12 protein-coding genes are annotated in these 15,802 nt (G+C 59.8%); 1 reads left to right on the top strand and 11 read right to left on the bottom strand.

The window, feature by feature from the left end; all coding sequences use genetic code 11:
• Positions 1-5: 5 nt before the first annotated feature.
• The 11 genes from ABMD26_RS21355 to rfbB all read right to left on the bottom strand — a co-directional run bounded on the left by ABMD26_RS21355 (position 6) and on the right by rfbB (position 15,090).
• Entirely contained in the window at positions 6-974 is a 969-nt protein-coding gene (locus ABMD26_RS21355; protein ID WP_354311714.1) for a glycosyltransferase family 2 protein, read from the bottom strand.
• A gap of 20 nt (positions 975-994) precedes the next feature.
• On the bottom strand, positions 995-1,807 hold the full coding sequence (locus ABMD26_RS21350) for an NAD-dependent epimerase/dehydratase family protein (RefSeq protein WP_354311713.1): 813 nt from the start codon (positions 1,805-1,807) through the stop codon (positions 995-997).
• Entirely contained in the window at positions 1,804-2,886 is a 1,083-nt protein-coding gene (gene rfbG, locus ABMD26_RS21345; RefSeq protein ID WP_122742760.1) for a CDP-glucose 4,6-dehydratase, read from the bottom strand. Before rfbG ends, ABMD26_RS21350 begins: the two co-directional genes overlap by 4 nt.
• A 190-nt stretch (positions 2,887-3,076) precedes the next feature.
• Positions 3,077-6,295: a glycosyltransferase gene (locus ABMD26_RS21340; RefSeq protein ID WP_354311712.1), complete on the bottom strand. Its 3,219-nt coding sequence runs from the start codon at positions 6,293-6,295 to the stop codon at positions 3,077-3,079.
• Positions 6,295-7,917, bottom strand: a complete 1,623-nt coding sequence (locus tag ABMD26_RS21335; protein WP_354311711.1) for a methyltransferase domain-containing protein — start codon at positions 7,915-7,917, stop codon at positions 6,295-6,297. Before ABMD26_RS21335 ends, ABMD26_RS21340 begins: the two co-directional genes overlap by 1 nt.
• Positions 7,914-9,128 carry an ABC transporter ATP-binding protein gene (locus ABMD26_RS21330; protein WP_354311708.1) on the bottom strand — a complete coding sequence of 405 codons (1,215 nt, stop codon included), beginning with the start codon at positions 9,126-9,128 and terminating at the stop codon, positions 7,914-7,916. The genes ABMD26_RS21335 and ABMD26_RS21330 overlap by 4 nt, the downstream gene beginning before the upstream one ends.
• Positions 9,125-9,919, bottom strand: a complete 795-nt coding sequence (locus ABMD26_RS21325; RefSeq protein ID WP_122742756.1) for an ABC transporter permease — start codon at positions 9,917-9,919, stop codon at positions 9,125-9,127. Before ABMD26_RS21325 ends, ABMD26_RS21330 begins: the two co-directional genes overlap by 4 nt.
• A gap of 2 nt (positions 9,920-9,921) precedes the next feature.
• Complete coding sequence (locus tag ABMD26_RS21320; protein ID WP_134721929.1) at positions 9,922-11,283, bottom strand: phosphohexomutase domain-containing protein; 1,362 nt, start codon at positions 11,281-11,283, stop codon at positions 9,922-9,924.
• A gap of 141 nt (positions 11,284-11,424) precedes the next feature.
• Positions 11,425-12,870, bottom strand: coding sequence for a mannose-1-phosphate guanylyltransferase/mannose-6-phosphate isomerase (locus tag ABMD26_RS21315; RefSeq protein ID WP_354311698.1), 1,446 nt, complete (start codon positions 12,868-12,870; stop codon positions 11,425-11,427).
• A gap of 256 nt (positions 12,871-13,126) precedes the next feature.
• Complete coding sequence (gene rfbD / locus ABMD26_RS21310; protein ID WP_134721927.1) at positions 13,127-14,023, bottom strand: dTDP-4-dehydrorhamnose reductase; 897 nt, start codon at positions 14,021-14,023, stop codon at positions 13,127-13,129.
• A complete protein-coding gene (gene rfbB / locus ABMD26_RS21305; RefSeq protein WP_354311692.1) occupies positions 14,020-15,090 on the bottom strand; it encodes a dTDP-glucose 4,6-dehydratase in 1,071 nt (356 codons plus the stop codon). Before rfbB ends, rfbD begins: the two co-directional genes overlap by 4 nt.
• 372 nt (positions 15,091-15,462) lie before the next feature.
• Here rfbB and ABMD26_RS21300 point away from each other — a divergent pair, with 372 nt between their 5' ends.
• Positions 15,463-15,792 carry a YceK/YidQ family lipoprotein gene (locus tag ABMD26_RS21300; protein WP_134721926.1) on the top strand — a complete coding sequence of 110 codons (330 nt, stop codon included), beginning with the start codon at positions 15,463-15,465 and terminating at the stop codon, positions 15,790-15,792.
• Positions 15,793-15,802: the final 10 nt, after the last annotated feature.

Below are 15,802 nucleotides of genomic sequence, written 5' to 3'. Positions count from 1 at the left end.
GCTCCTTATAATTTGAGATCGGAGGGATCGAAGTTCAGACTTTGCTGGATAACGGCGACCGGATCGGCCCGCAATACCAGATAGATGCGCAGGATGTATTCCCCGATGATACCCAGCAGGAACGAATTCAAGCCGATACCGAACAACACCAGAATGTGAATGCTGGCAAGACCGGGCGGCAGTTCAGGATGGAATACCCTGAGCACCACGTAATAGAGGGCGCCGATCAGACTCGCTGCAAGGATCAGACTGCCAACGAAGGAAGCGGCCCGCAGCGGTACGGTGGAATGGTTGAACACCGCAGTAAGACCCAGACGAACCAGGCGGTTGACGTTGAACTTGCTCTCGCCCGCCACACGTGCGTCGCGGTCGTAGGCGATACCGGTCTGATTGAAGCCGATCCCTGCGATCATGCCGCGCAGATAGGGGTTGGCGGTCTTGGTCTTGAGCAGGACGTCCACCACCTTGCGATCGATCAGGCGGAAGTCGCCGACATCGCGCGGAATGGGATGCTCGCTGACCTTGTCGATCGCCCAATAGCCCACGCGACGGAAGTTGTTCAGCAGCCAGCTCTCGGGGCGCTTGCGGCGCACGCCATAGACGACGTCGAAGCCTTCCTGCCAGCGCTCGAAGAACGCTTCCAGCAGTTCGGGCGGATCTTGCAGATCGGCATCGATCTGCATCACGGCATCGCCGCGGGTGTGCATGTAGTTGGCCAGAATCGAACGCTGGAAACCGTAGTTCTTTGAAAAACGGATGGCGCGAACTCGTGGGTCCCTGGCGGCCAGCTCGGTGAGCATCTCCCAGGTGGTGTCATCGGAGTGGTTGTCCGAGAACACGAACTCCAGGTCGCAGCGACTTTCCATCTTCGCGCCCAATGCAACCAGACGCTGATAGAGATTTGCGAGATTGCCCGACTCGTTGAGGACCGGAATCGATATTGAAACCAAAGGTTTTTTGTTTGATTCAAGCATGTGCGTATCGAAACCTTGCATTAACCATTCATCCTTGACTTCATGTATTCAACGACCGCTGGCAGCGTGTCCCTGAACGAATGGGTCTTGAGTGATTCAGGGACGCTGAAGACCCTGTCGAAATTGTCCTGCGCAGGTTCCGGTACGGCGCCTACCTGCAGAAGATGAGACTTGCCTAGCGCTTCGAAGACCGCCTCGGCCAGGCTGCGCAGAGTAACCGGCTTGCCATGCGCGAGATCCACCAGACCTGCCACATCGTTCGACACCAAGGCCTTGATGGCCCGTGCATCATCTTCGACATGGTGATATTCACGCAGCTGCTTGCCCAGCGTCATGGCGAAGGCGCTATCACTGCGCAACGCAGTCAACATCTGCCCCAGAAACATGAACGGACTGGGCTCGCCTTCACCGTATTGGGTATGGATACGGACATGGGTTGCGCGTGCGCCTGTTGCGTTGGCCTGCTCCACGAACTCGCCGAGTCTGACCTTGCTTTTGACGTAGCGATTGTCGGTCAAGCCATGTTCCATGGCCGTGCCGAATGTAACGACTTTGGTGCCGAGACCTTCGACGCCTTCGATGACAGCGCGCGGCAGGTCGTAGTTGACGGCCAGCAGCGCTTCGTCACTCAGCCGCGGGTCGAGCAGACCCGAACACACGTAGATGACCGAGGGTGCAGGCTTGCCTTGGGAAAAGTACGACTCGACGGCGGCCGGACCTTCGGTGGGCCACGCTTGATAATCCGCCCTGTCGAGGCAGCCGACCTCGGTCGGCTCGTAGAGCGCTGCCAGGGCTTGGCCCAACCGGCCGCGCCCCCCGAGGATGTAGATCACTCCTGAACGCCTGCACGCCACTCGTTGATCTGGGCGAGCGTGATCTCGCGGGCGTTTTCAGGGTTGGCATAGAAGTCGCGATACCAAACGGCTGTCTGCCGGACGACTTCTTCGGTATCCCACACAGGAATCCAGTTCAGCTGATTTCTCGCGATCGAGCTGTCCAATGCCAGCGAGCCAGCTTCGGGCAATGGGTTGTCCATGTACTTGAGGTCTGGACGCTGCCAATGCTCACTCATGAGCTCCAGAACGCTTCTGACGGAGTACTGCTTGAGCTCCTGTGGGCCCAGGTTCCAGGCCTTGGCGACACGCTGCGGATTTTCCGAAGCCAGTTCACCCAGGATCACCAGATACCCGTGTACCAGCGCCAGTACGTGCTGCCATGGACGCGTGGCATCCGGGTACCGCAGCGTCATCGGCTGACCTTCGATGGCGGCACGGACGAAGTCCGGTACCAGGCGATCTTCCGACCAGTCACCGCCCCCGATGATGTTGCCGCCGCGGGCGGTGGCGATCGCCGGCCCCTGCCCCTCGGAGAAAGGATAGGACGCCGCATAGCTTTGGATGACCATTTCCGCAGCAGCCTTGGAGGCGCTGTAGGGGTCCTTGCCACCCAAAGGGTCGTTCTCGCGGTACGGCCACGCCCACTCGTTGTTCTTGTAGACCTTGTCCGTGGTGATGCACAAGACGCCACGCACGCTCTTGACCAGCCGTGCCGCTTCCAGCACATGAGCGGTTCCCTGGGCATTGACGAGGAACGTCTGAACAGGCTCACGGTAGGATTTGCGCACCAGCGGCTGCGCGGCCAGATGCAGGATCAACTCCGGCTCAAAGGCTTCGACGGCCTTGTGCAGCGATTCGAAGTCGCAGATGTCGCCGAGTGTGCTGTCGACTTCCTGATCCAGACCCATTTGCTGATAGAGCGAGGGGGTGGTATCCGGAGCCAGGGAGTAACCGGCAACTTTCGCGCCGATGGATGTCAACCACAGGCATGCCCAACTTCCGGTAAATCCGGTGTGTCCGGTCACCAGAATTTTCTTGCCAACGAGTCGGTCTTCAAGCTTCAAGCGGGTTGTCATTATACGTGCACCGTCATTGGTTTAGCTCGGTCCTTGCCCATCAACGGGAGAACGCATATAGCCGGCAATAATACATTAGAAAATGTCGCTTGGGTATTAGCCAGCCTTCCCCTGGAGTCTGCTGCGAACATGGCGACATGGCCGCTTGCAAGCCTTGGCGGTCAGGCACGGCTTGCAAGCTATATCGTTGCTACTTGCTACCTTCGAACTCCCTTTCCTGCTGCCCGACTTCTCCAGCGCAGTGGTTTATCGAAGGCGAGTCGCACTCGAAACCGAACAGCGCCCTCTTCAATTGCTCCGCGCTTTGCTTCCAGGTCAGCCATGGCATTTCGTCGGAACGAATGGTATTGCCCTCCGCATCGGTGCGGACCCACTGGCTCACCGCATCGGCCAGGGCCTGCGGCGTATCCCCTTCGAAGAAGGCGGCATGCTCGCCTGCCACTTCACGGAACACCGGAAGCGCCCGCGCCAGGATCGGCAACTTATGTTGGGCCGCCTCGATCAGCGGCAGCCCGAACCCCTCTCCTTCCGAAGCGGCCAGCAGGCAAGACGAAGACTCGTACAGCTTCTCGAGGTATTCGTCGCTGATGCCCTCGAGCCAGAACAGGCGTTTGTTCAGCTGCGGGTGCTTGCGCACACTGGCTGCAAGCTTGTCGACCATCCAGCCTTCCTTGCCGACGAAGACCAGATTCAGGTCCTCGCCTTCATTCCATAGCAGGTCGAAGGCGGCCAACGTCTGGGCGTAGCCCTTGCGCGGTTCAATGGTACCTACCGAGAGGAAGGTCGGTGCGCTGCGCAGACGGGCGAGAATCTCGACAGCACCGTCCGGCATCCCGGTGCTTGGCACCGAGGAGTTCAGGTCTGCGCCCAGATGGAACCAGCTTGTTTCCAGGCGCTTGTGATCAGGGCGCGGGGCGCCGTGCACCGCCAGCCAATACTGAAGGTCGTGGGCCACGGCAGCGGAAATGCACAGAGCGGCATCGGCCTGGGTGATTTCATACAACCATTGCGCATGCGCATCCTTGGTGCCTGGCGGGAAGTGCTCCTCGAACAGGATCGGGATCAGGTCATAGACGACGAACGACGTTCTCACGCCGCGCTCGCGCATGCGAGCAAAGACATTGGCCTTACCGGCTTCCACGGTATACGAACCGCAAAAGTCCAGACCGAGGAATTGCTCGCCCGGCTGCATGTCGACCGGGTCATCGCGCAACCACTCGTTGGGGCAACCCATGAGCGCCATCATGAAACTGCGCGCATAGCGCCAGTGCCACGCACCACCCACGTTACTCAGCAGCACAGGCTCGAACAGGTAACCCGGCGGCGGTGATTCGATCAGTGCCAGCAACAGTGCTCGGACAACGCGCTGGATGCCAGTCCGTAGATCGATACGCGCCATGGCGGACACGTCGACGTAGATACGACGCAGACCGATGGTTGGCGGCTGATTGAGCGCGATGCACTTGGAAGTTTCGAGAATATCGACGCCGTCTTTGTTACTCGCGATGACGTCGGCCACCGAGGACACGAAGGCCTTGTAGCGACTGTGCTCATCGTAGTGGGCTTCGATTCGCTCCATATACAACTTGGCGCACTGTGCGGGAGCATGCTCGGCATGCACAAAGGCAGCTGCGCGGTCGCCCAGCTTCCGACATAGCTGTGGATCACCGCGCAATTGCTCCAGCGCTTCGGTCAATTGCGTGTCGCTGAACTGATCCGGCAGCTTGATCAAGACGTCGTCAGGCAGATCGGCCATTGCGCCGTTCGCATTGACGATGGTTCCCAAGCCGAAGTTGAAGCAGTCGAGCACCGCGGCCGAGGTTTCGCCGCGAGACAATTCACGCAACTGCACACCCACATCCGCCGCCGCCAGGTACATTTCGTAGGTCGCGTTGTCGGTCCAGCCAACGATGCTTACGCCTGACGCCTGCTTGCGTGCCTTGAGCTGTTTCTCGATGTCCTGACCGTAGTCGGACGCTTCGTTCTGCCCGACGAACAACAACTTGCACTTGCGGTCCTCGCTCAACAGCGCGGAGTCGTCCCATGCAGAGAGCAGGCGGTGGTTGAGCTTGGTCTTGCCCATGAATCCGAAGGTGCAAACCACGAAGTCATCCGGCTCCAAACCCAGTGCCTTCCGGGCTGCGGCCCGGTCCGGCGTTGTTGCGGGAACCCGCAGCAACGGAATCATGGAGCAGTGTTCCGAGTTGCCGTACCAGTGCCGTGCCAGCGCCAGCGAGTATTCGGAATGCACGATCACCCCCAGGGCCTTGCTGAGCACGCCCAGGCTCCCGGGATAACGAGGTAGCGTCTCATGAACGCCGTCCTCGAAGAAATCCGCCACCGCCTTGTAACCATGGCTCTGGTACAACTCCTGTATCCATGCGCCAGGCTTGAGCGAATGCGCTTGGCGGTACCAGTGCACGTTGCCCAGATAGAAATCGTGCAGCACCACGATGCCTGGAATCTCATCGAGCAAATCGAACATGAAGGCATGCATCGGGTTGTTGCCCAGGTGATAGATGACCCGCTGATACTGCGATGCATTTTCCCGGAACCACTCGACGGTGCGCAGTGTGCAGTTGGCCAACACCCACGTGTTGCTCACTTCCGAATAGCCGGTCACGACGTCGATATCATAGTAGGTGCTGAGCTCGGGCAGCAGCTCGGCGCTGTATCCGGCAATCCCGCTTTTTTGTGGCGGCAACGGCGAAACGTAAGCCAGGCGATGACGAGACGCAGGCTTTTCCAGCGGAGCAACGGCACTTCGCTTCAACAGTGCGAAGATGCTTGATGCATCGCTGCGCAGATCTTGCTCGTCGAAGGCAGCGCTTGAATGCGTTGCTAGAGAAATCATCCGCTCGGAAGGTATGTCGAGCGCCTGGCCGACGGTTTCTGCGTGCAGTGGGCGCAGCAGCAATACGCTGTGGGTCTGACCACTTCGGTCGAACTGACGGGCCCACTGCGGGATGGGCGCGTTGTTTTCGAATCCGCTGGCACTGTCGACGATAACGCCTACCGACATACCACTGGGCAGCGCGTCGATGACCGATGCCGCCTCTTTGCTGCCGTCATGTACCGTATGGGACAACAGCAAAAGGTCCGGCTCGAGGTTGGCCAGGAAGGCTTCACGCACCAGTTCGGCGACTTTGGCGCGCCCGGCGTTTTTGCCATGGCGCAGGTCTACAGGCCCGGGAGCGGACCAAACGCGGATGTTCTCGCTAGGCAAGACACCGTGAAACTTCGCACGAATGGCTTCGATGGTCCCATCGAGCAAGCTGCTCAAGGCCAGAAAGATCTCATGCTCGCCACGGTTCTCGACCAGGCTTTCGACCAGATCCATGACGTAGCAGGGTGACTGGGCGTTAGCGCAATGAACCTGAGCGCCCTGCATATCTACTACAATCCGCATCAGCCCAAGTCCTTTTGATCAATAGCTTTTTTGAGGTCGTGATAAACCTGTCGCGCTTCAACCGACAACCCTTCTAGGTGCGGAGGCACTGAACCGTCGCCAGGAGGACTGGAAGCCATCGCGGCATCGGCCATCATCCCATGGTTGTGCACCACGCTCCTGAGGGCCATGTACAGGCGCGGATAACGCTTCAGCGAGCCGTCCAGACGTTGACGCAGCATCGGTCGCCCAAGCACGAACTGGACTGCACCGCCCAGAACCTGACGACCCGTGCCGCGCACGCCCCTGACGATGGCACTCGGGGCAGTGCGCACGCCGTGTACCACCCAACGGGCCGGGCCGGTCATGCGCCAGAAGGTACTGCGCTGCATCGTTTGCAGCTGCTGCTCCAAGGCGACCGCACGCAAGTACCAGTGATGGGCATTCCCCAACGAAGCATTGAGCTCGGTGCGAACCTGCTCGAGCTCTTGCGTCAAGGACGATCCGAAGAGCCGTTGCTCATGGGCAGCGGCCGAATCGACGAAACGCTGCTCCTGGGCCACCACAGCGTTGCTGAAGCGCCCCTCCTGAGCAATGACGAGGTCCTGAAAGCGTTGTTCCTGCGCCAATACCGCCTTGGTGAACCGCTCTTCCTGGGCCAGCAACGCTTCGTTGAATCGCTTTTCTTGAGTCTGGACCGACTGACCGAAGCGGTCTTCGTGCACATCCGCCGAGTGCTGGAAGTTCTCATGCAACAGCTTCAACTGTTCGGCATGATGAGTATGGATACGCTCCAGTGCGTCCTGCAAACCCGGGTAGGTGACGAACTGCGCAAGGGATTCTTGTGCTGGACCTTGCGCGAGTTTGCTTTCCATCGCACTTAGCCGCTGATCGAGGACATGATCGTAACGCGCTGCCAGTTGATCCAGAGAGACGCCATAGGCAGTGTCGAACGCTGGCAGGAAACTGCCCAATTCATCCAGGCCAGCCTGCTTCTGGCCTATTACCGCATAGTCTGGGCTGACGCCCGAGAGGACATCCGACAAACCGATAACGGTCTCAGCAGTACGCAGCTCCGGGCGCTCCTGTAGCCGCACTACCTTCACCTTGGCAAAACCAGCATGTTCGGTCAGGAATGACAGTAAAGGGCTGGGCAAAGGTCGCTCATGGGTAGGATCCAGATAAAAGGTGTTGCTGCCCACGGCAAGGTTTTCGGCATTCGGCGTTTCGAGAATCAATAGTCCAGCCGGACGCAATACGCGCAACGCCTCGGCAACGACTTCTTGCAGAATGGGAAACGGAATGTGTTCAGCGATGTGAAAACCGGTCAAGGCTATCAGGCTATTGTCCGGCAACTCCCTGAGGGCCGCCAAGGCATCCGCGTTGCGCGCGGGCAGGCCCAGCGCCTGGCAGGCCTGCAGCATTCCCTCGTCGAGGTCCACACCCATAGGGGCGTAGCCTTCGCGTTGAAGCAACTCCAGCCATTCGCCACGACCGCAGCCCAGATCCAGTATCGGATAATCCTGATAGAGACTTTTCAGCGGCTCCAGAAATGGCAGATACACCCTCAAACGCTCGCTAATCAGCTCTCTGGAACCGCGATGGCGGTCTTCAAAAGCGCGGTAGAAACCGTCATCCATCATTTGCACTCCACGACCGGAGGTATCCAGGCCAAGCCTACAAAGCTGTCCTTGGACATGTTGACCACATTGAACAGCAGCGCCAGATCGCGCCACTCGTAATTGTCCGCGACATGGCTGTCTGTCGCGTGCAGGGCAACGGCCACCGAATACGATCCGACGCCTAGCATGGCCGGGAAGCGGAATTCGTATGTCAATTCTTCGCCTTCACGCAAATCGGTTCGCACGCGCTTGAGAAAGTAAGTGTTGGTGCCAAAGACATCCTGACCCAACCGATCCTTGATCACATAGCCCACGACCAGCTCCGGCAACTCGACGTTGATCTTCACCTTGATGGTCAGGCACACGTCCTCCCCTACCGCGATGTACTCGACCGGGGCGTTTTCGGCGTTGTACAGCGCCACGCTTTCGATGGAAGCCTTCCCGCTGCCGGACTTGGTCTGGCGACCGCCATCGGCCAGCGTATTCACCTCGACCACCGAGTTTTCTTTCTGCGCGATGATCGCGTTGTAGTAGTCCATGACTTCTTCAGGCGGGCCATCCTTGATGATGGTGCCGCCATCCAGAAGAATCGCGCGACTGCACAGCGCCTGGATCGAGCCTCTGTCGTGGGACACGATGAGCAGAGTGGTACCGGCTTTCTGGTATTCCTTGATGCGACCGAAGCTCTTGTGCTGGAAGTAGCTGTCACCCACCGACAGGGCTTCGTCGATGATCAGTATCTCGGGGCGGAACGCCGTGGCTACCGAAAATGCCACGCGCATCTGCATGCCGCTGGAGTAGGTGCGCACAGCATGATCGAAATACTCGCCGATTTCGGCGAACGCTTCGATGTCGTCGATGGCGCTGTTGATCTCATTGACGCTGAAACCCATCAGGCCGGCGGCGTGGTAGACATTCTGCCGACCTGTGAGCTCGGGATTGAAGCCCATGCCCAGCTCGAGGATGGCCGCAATGCGACCATTCACCTGAACCTTGCCTTCAGTCGGCTGCAGCGTTCCAGTGATCATCTTCAGCAGCGTGGATTTGCCGGCGCCATTCTGGCCGACCAGGCCGATGGCTTCGCCGGCGCCCAGGCTGAAGCTGATGTGTTTGAGCACCCAATGCTCTTCGGTGGCCTTGACCGGCATGTAGAACCAACGCGCCATGCGCTGCCATTCCGAACGATAAGAGCGGTAGGCCTTGCCAACATTGGTGACTGTGAGGAGTGTCATAGGGAGTCCACCATTTCTGCGGATGCCCGACGGAACAGGAACAAGCCCAGCAGCATCAAGCCCAAGGCGATCAAGACCACCACGCCGATCTGCGCGAAATCAGGCTGCACCTTGTACACCAACACGTTGTGGTAGGCGGCGACGATGGGGTACATGGGATTGGAGTCCAGTGTGCCTCTCAGATAATCAGGCACGATGTTTATCGAGTACACGATCGGGGTGAACCAGAACCAGACCTGGAGCACGATGGGCATGACCTGCCCGATGTCCCTGATGAACACGTTCAAGACGCCCAGCACCAGGCCCACGCCGACGGCCAGCGCAACGATCGTGAAAGTCAGCGGGATCAACCAGAACATCTGAACGTTCGGGGCATGGCCCAGTGCGGCGAAGATGATCAATACCGCAGCGAACAGCAGCAGGTTATTGAGCAATGCGGAGCCTACGACGATGATCGGCAACGCGATACGCGGAAAGCGCATCTTCTTCATCAGGTTGCCCTGCTCGATGAACACCGTCAGGCAGCGCCCGACGATCTCCGCGAACAGGTTCCACGCCAGAATGCCAGCGATGAGGTACAGCGCGTAGGCGTACTTGTTGTCGATGCCCGGCAAGCGGGCACCGAGCACGTTCGACAGGATGAGCGCATAGATAGCGACCTGGGCCAGGGGATGAATGATCATCCAGAGGCCACCGAGCTTGCTGCGCGCAAAGCGCGCGACGAACTCGTTCTTGATGGAGGTGACGATGAAGCCTCTGTAGTCCCAGATGCCTCTTAACATGCCAAACATAATTATCCTTTGATCAAACGCTCAATCTCAGCGACACGCTGAGCCACCAATTCTTCGCTGCCGCGGCTTTCCACGTTCAAACGCAGCAATGGCTCGGTGTTCGAACCCCGCAGGCTGAAACGCCAGTCGGCGAACTCAACGCTGATGCCGTCGGTGCGGTCGACGCTGGGGTTCTGGGCGGTGTAGAACGCCAGGATCTTCTCGATGGAGCCTTTCACGTCGGCGACTTCGTAGTTGATCTCGCCGCTGCACGGGAACGCTGCGATGCGCTCGTCCACCAGTTGGGCCAGGGTCTTGCCGGTGACGCTCATCAACTCGGCCACCAGCAGCCACGGGATGTTACCGCTGTCGCAGTAGGCGAAGTCGCGGAAATAATGGTGGGCGCTCATCTCGCCGCCGTACACTGCGTCTTCGGCGCGCATGCGTTCCTTGATGAAGGCGTGGCCGGTCTTGCTCTGGATGGCGACGCCACCTGCGGCTTCGACCTGTTCGATGGTGTTCCAGGTCAGGCGCGGGTCGTGAATGATCTTGCTGCCGGGGTGTTTCTTCAACAGCATTTCAGCCAACAGGCCGACCAGGTAATAGCCCTCGATGAAGCGGCCCTTGTCGTCGAAGAAGAAGCAGCGGTCGAAGTCGCCGTCCCAGGCGATACCCATGTCGGCGCCGTTTTCCAGCAAGGCCTTGCGGGTCAGCTCGCGGTTTTCCGGCAACAGCGGGTTGGGCACGCCGTTGGGGAAGTTGCCGTCTGGCTCGCCGTTGATGACGATCAATTCCAGGGGCAGCTTGGTCTTGAGCAGTTCGATGGTCGGGCCCACGGCGCCGTTGCCGGGATCGGCCAGGACCTTGAGGGGCTTGAGCGAGTTGACGTCGATGTAGGTCAGCAGGTGCTCGATGTAGGCGCTCTTGTCGAACACTTCGCGAACGTGGCCTGCAGTGGCTGCCTTGTCGTCGAAGTTGCCGGCCTCTACGCGGGCACGGATGGCGTCGAGGCCGGTGTCGCCGCTGATCGGCTTGGAGTGCTCGCGCACCAGTTTCATGCCGTTGTAGCCCTTGGGGTTATGGCTGGCAGTGATCATGATGCCGCCGTCGGCCTTGAGGTGGCTGGTGGCGAAATAGACTTCTTCGGTGCCGCACAGGCCCAGGTCGAGCACGTCGGCGCCGGCCTCGGTCAGGCCCTTGATCAGGGCAGCGGCCAGGCCTGGGCTTTCCAGGCGCATGTCGCGCCCGACGACATAGGCTTTACCGTGCAGCTCGGAGACCAGCGCGCGACCGATGCGGTAGGCGATGTCGTCATTGAGGTCGGCGGGAACCTGGCCGCGGATGTCATAGGCCTTGAAGCAACGGGTCTGAAGAGGGGGATACATGGCAATCGCTCGCTCTATGGGGCCGACGCGCAATCGGTGCGGACGTCGGTAGATTGGACGGTCGCTGACGAACGACCAGCACGATTCGGCCCCTGCGCATGTTTTTCGAACACGGGCAGAGGCCGAGGCGGAGGATGTCGGTCAGGCCTTGTCAACGCGGCCGTAGACGTCTTCGAAACGGACGATGTCGTCCTCACCGAGGTAGTCGCCGCTCTGCACTTCGATCAGGACCAGATCGATCACGCCCGGGTTTTTCAGGCGATGCTGGTGGCCGGCACGAATGAAGGTCGACTCGTTGGTGTTGAGCATCAGTTCGCGGTCGTCGTTGACCACGACGGCCATGCCGCTGACCACGATCCAGTGCTCGCTGCGGTGGTGGTGCATCTGCAGCGACAACGACGCCTGGGGCTTGACCACGATGCGCTTGATCTTGAAGCGCTCGCCCTCTTCCAGGGTGGTGTAGGTACCCCATGGACGGTGCACGGTGCGGTGCAGCTTGTGCAGGTGGTGACCATTGGCCTTGAGCTGGCCGACGATGTGCTTGACGTCCTGGCAGTGATCCTTGTGGCTGATCATCAGCGCGTCCGGCGTGTCGATGACCAGCAGGTCGTCGACGCCGACCAGCGCGGTCAGGCGGTCTTCGCTGTGGACGAAGTTGTTGCGGGCGTTGTGCGAAAGCACTTCGCCTTCGAAGCGGTTGCCCTGAGCATCGGCTTCAGTCAGCTCGCTGACCGCGTTCCACGACCCGATGTCGCTCCAGCCGATGTCGCACGGCACGGTGGCGACCTTGTCCGAGCGCTCCATCAGCGCGTAGTCGACCGAGATGTCCGGGACCTGAGCAAACTCATCGGCATCCAGCGCCAGGCAGCGGTAATTTGGCGCTTCGCTCAGACGCGAGGCTTCCTTGACGGCTGTGGCGGCGGCCAGTACGTCCGGCGCATGTTTCTTCAGTTCTTCGAGGACGGTGCCGACCTTGAAGCAGAACATGCCCGAGTTCCAGAAGTAGTTGCCGGCGGCTACGTAGCCCTTGGCAGTTTCCAGGTCTGGCTTCTCGACGAAACGGGCGACTTTCAGCGTGCCATCCAGGCCGGTGCCAACGCCGGCTTCGATGTAGCCGAAGCCGGTTTCAGGGTACTGGGGCTGAATGCCGAAGGTGACCAGCCAGCCGTCGGCCGACAGTTTCACAGCCTTGGCGACAGCGGCGGAAAAGGCGTCTTCGTTCTGGATCAGGTGGTCGGCGGCCAGGACCAGCATGTGTGCATCGGGGCCGTGGGAATCATTGAGTTGCAGTGCGGCCATGGCGACGGCAGCTGCGGTGTTGCGGCCGAAGGGCTCGAGGATGAAGCCTTGGGCGTGGCCAGTCTTGTTGACGGTGCGGTATTCGTCTTCGGTCTTGAACAGCAGTTCGCGGTTGGTGACGGTCAGCACTTCGGACACGCCTTCGAGCTTGGCAGCGCGCAGGAAAGTCTTCTGGATCAGGTTCTGGCCGTCGGGCAGCGCCATGAATGGCTTGGGATGGGCCTCGCGGGACACGGGCCACAACCGGCTGCCAACGCCGCCGGAAAGAATAACGGGGATCAGGTTCATGCGTATTGGATCCTTTGTTTGCCGGTGTAGCGGCACTGTGAAATCAATCTGTAGACCGTCTGTACATGGGTAGAACACCCCTGCGCATCGAAGATCTGGCGGCTCCCTGCGCCGCAGACAACATATACGTCAAACCCCTAAAACCGCTCGCTGCTGATGAGTCAAGGAAGTGGCGGCTAGAATATCAGGAAATCCGGGGCCAAGCGCAAATCGTTCGCGCTTGGACAGCTGACCCGGCACGGTAGTTCAGCGACCGTCACCTGGCGCTGATTTCAGCCAGCATGCGTCTTACGCCCAGTTCCCAATGAGGCAGCTCCAGGCCGAAACGCTCGGTCAGTTTGCTGGTATCCAGACGCGAATTCAGTGGGCGCCGAGCGGGCGTCGGGTAGGCGCTGGTAGGAATGGCTTCGACCGTTTCCACGGCCAGCTTGGTACCTTGGCTGCGGGCGTTTTCGATGACCAGCTTGGCGAAAGCATGCCAGGATGTTTCGCCACTGGCCGCCAGGTGATAGGTACCTGCCAGGTCGGGTTGGGCGAGCGCCTTGGGAATCGCATGGGCCACGACGTCGGCCAGGAGCTCGGCGCCGGTGGGTGCGCCGATCTGATCGCTGATGACGCTCATGCTCTTGCGGTCCTTGGCCAGGCGCAGCATGGTCTTGGCGAAATTGTTGCCCCGTGGGGCATAGACCCAACTGGTGCGGAAGATCAGGTGCTTGCAGCCGGACTGGCGAATGGCTTCTTCGCCGGCCAGTTTGCTGGCACCGTAGTAGTTGACCGGCGCCGTGGTGTCGCTTTCGCGCCATGGCCGGTCGCCGCTACCATCGAACACGTAGTCGGTGGAGTAATGCACCAGCCAGGCGTCCAGCTCCAGTGCTTCGCGGGCGAGCACGGCACTGGCCTGGTGGTTGATCAGATCAGCGGTCTGCTTCTCACTTTCGGCCTTGTCTACCGCAGTGTACGCCGCGGCGTTGACGATCACGTTCGGCGCGATGCGTCGTACCGTTTCAGCCAGCCCGTCGAGTGCCGCCAGGTCTCCGCAGAGGCCGGCCTCATCGATGTTCCTGCCCAGCGCCACAACCTTGCCGAGCGGCGCCAGCGCACGCTGCAGCTCCCAACCCACCTGACCGTTCTTACCCAGGAGCAATATTTTCACAGTTCACGCCCTTGATAATTCGTATCGATCCATTGCTGGTAGGCGCCGCTCTTCACGCGGTTCACCCATTCGGGATTATCCAGATACCACTGCACGGTCTTGCGGATACCCGACTCGAACGTTTCTACCGGCGTCCAGCCCAGCTCGCGCTGGATCTTGCTGGCGTCGATGGCGTAGCGAACGTCATGGCCGGGGCGATCTTGTACGTGGGTGATCAATTGCGCATGCGGACGATGGGGTGACTGCGGGCAGAGCTCGTCGAGCAAGGCGCAGACCGTGTGCACGACTTCGATGTTCTGTTTCTCGTTGTGACCGCCTATGTTGTAGGTCTCCCCTACTTCACCTTCGGTCACCACTTGATACAGAGCCCGTGCGTGGTCTTCGACATACAGCCAGTCGCGAATTTGATTACCTTTGCCATAAATGGGCAGCGCTTTGCCTTCCAGGGCATTGAGGATGATCAGCGGAATGAGTTTTTCCGGGAAATGGCACGGCCCATAGTTGTTCGAACAGTTGGTGACCAGCGTCGGCAGGCCGTAGGTGCGCTGCCAGGCGCGGACCAGGTGATCGGAGCTGGCCTTGCTCGCCGAATATGGCGAGCTCGGCTGGTACGGCGTGGTTTCGGTGAACAGGTCTTCGGGCCCTTCCAGGTCGCCATAGACTTCGTCGGTGGAGATGTGGTGGAAGCGAAACGCTGCCTGCTGTACGGCATCGAGCTGCGACCAGTACTGGCGCGCGGCTTCGAGCAGCGTGTAGGTGCCTATGACGTTGGTTTCGACGAAAGCCGCAGGGCCGGTGATCGAGCGATCGACATGGGATTCGGCGGCCAGGTGCATGACCCGGTCGGGGCGATGCTCGGCGAACACCCGATCCATTTGCGCCCGGTCGCAGATGTCGACGTGCTCGAAGGCGTAGCGCGGTGTGCGCTCGCTGCCCATGAGGGAATCCAGGTTGCCGGCGTAGGTCAGTTTATCGACATTGACCACCGCGTCGTCGGTATTCGCCAGGATATGGCGAATGACTGCCGAGCCAATGAAGCCTGCACCACCGGTTACAAGGATTTTCACGTTAAACAACACCATCGAGTGGAAGAAGGGACGCGCTGTATCGATTCAGAACGCGTTTGTCGTAGGCAAAACCGCGCGAAGCCAGATGATACCAAACCACCCAAGGCGTGTCCGCACGGGACGTGCGGGCCGCGAGGCAAGTCTGTAACGCCGCTTGAACACACTGGCGGAAAAGATGTTACTGGAGGTAACCCGCATAGCTTGTAACGCGCAATGTGGCTCTGCGGTCGGATTTCGCGAGGCTATGGACAACGTCTTTTGCACTTTCGTAAATGATCGTTCCATTCATCTGACGAAAGGCACCTCTCGGGCATCGGCAACCGGTTCGAAAGAAACGGTTATAGTGCCGGCCTCACACAAGGAGTGACAGGTATGAAAGCGGTGGCAGGCATGGTTTTAGGGGCTTTGCTCGCGGGTTGCGGCACCATCAATACGGTGTTTCGCGACGACGTTGTGACCAGTGACAAACTCAAGGAAGCGAAGTCGTTCTGCGGCGCGGTGCCGCGCGTCTACAGCGGCGTGATGTACGACTTCTGCTTGCTCAACGGCGAGGCACCAACGCCCAGCCGACCTGGCAGCGGGCCGGAGATTGGTTTCGTGGGGATAGACATGGCCATTTCGGCCGTCACCGATACCTTGATGCTGCCCTATACGCTGTACCGGCAGCACACCGATGGCAGCATTGAAGTGGTGGGTGGCTGACCGCCTTTCG

The sequence above is a fragment of the Pseudomonas sp. PvP001 genome (genome assembly GCF_040546375.1).
Taxonomy (GTDB): domain Bacteria; phylum Pseudomonadota; class Gammaproteobacteria; order Pseudomonadales; family Pseudomonadaceae; genus Aquipseudomonas; species Aquipseudomonas coleopterorum.
Note: the sequence above shows the minus strand (reverse complement) of the source record. Positions and strands in the feature narration are given on the sequence as shown.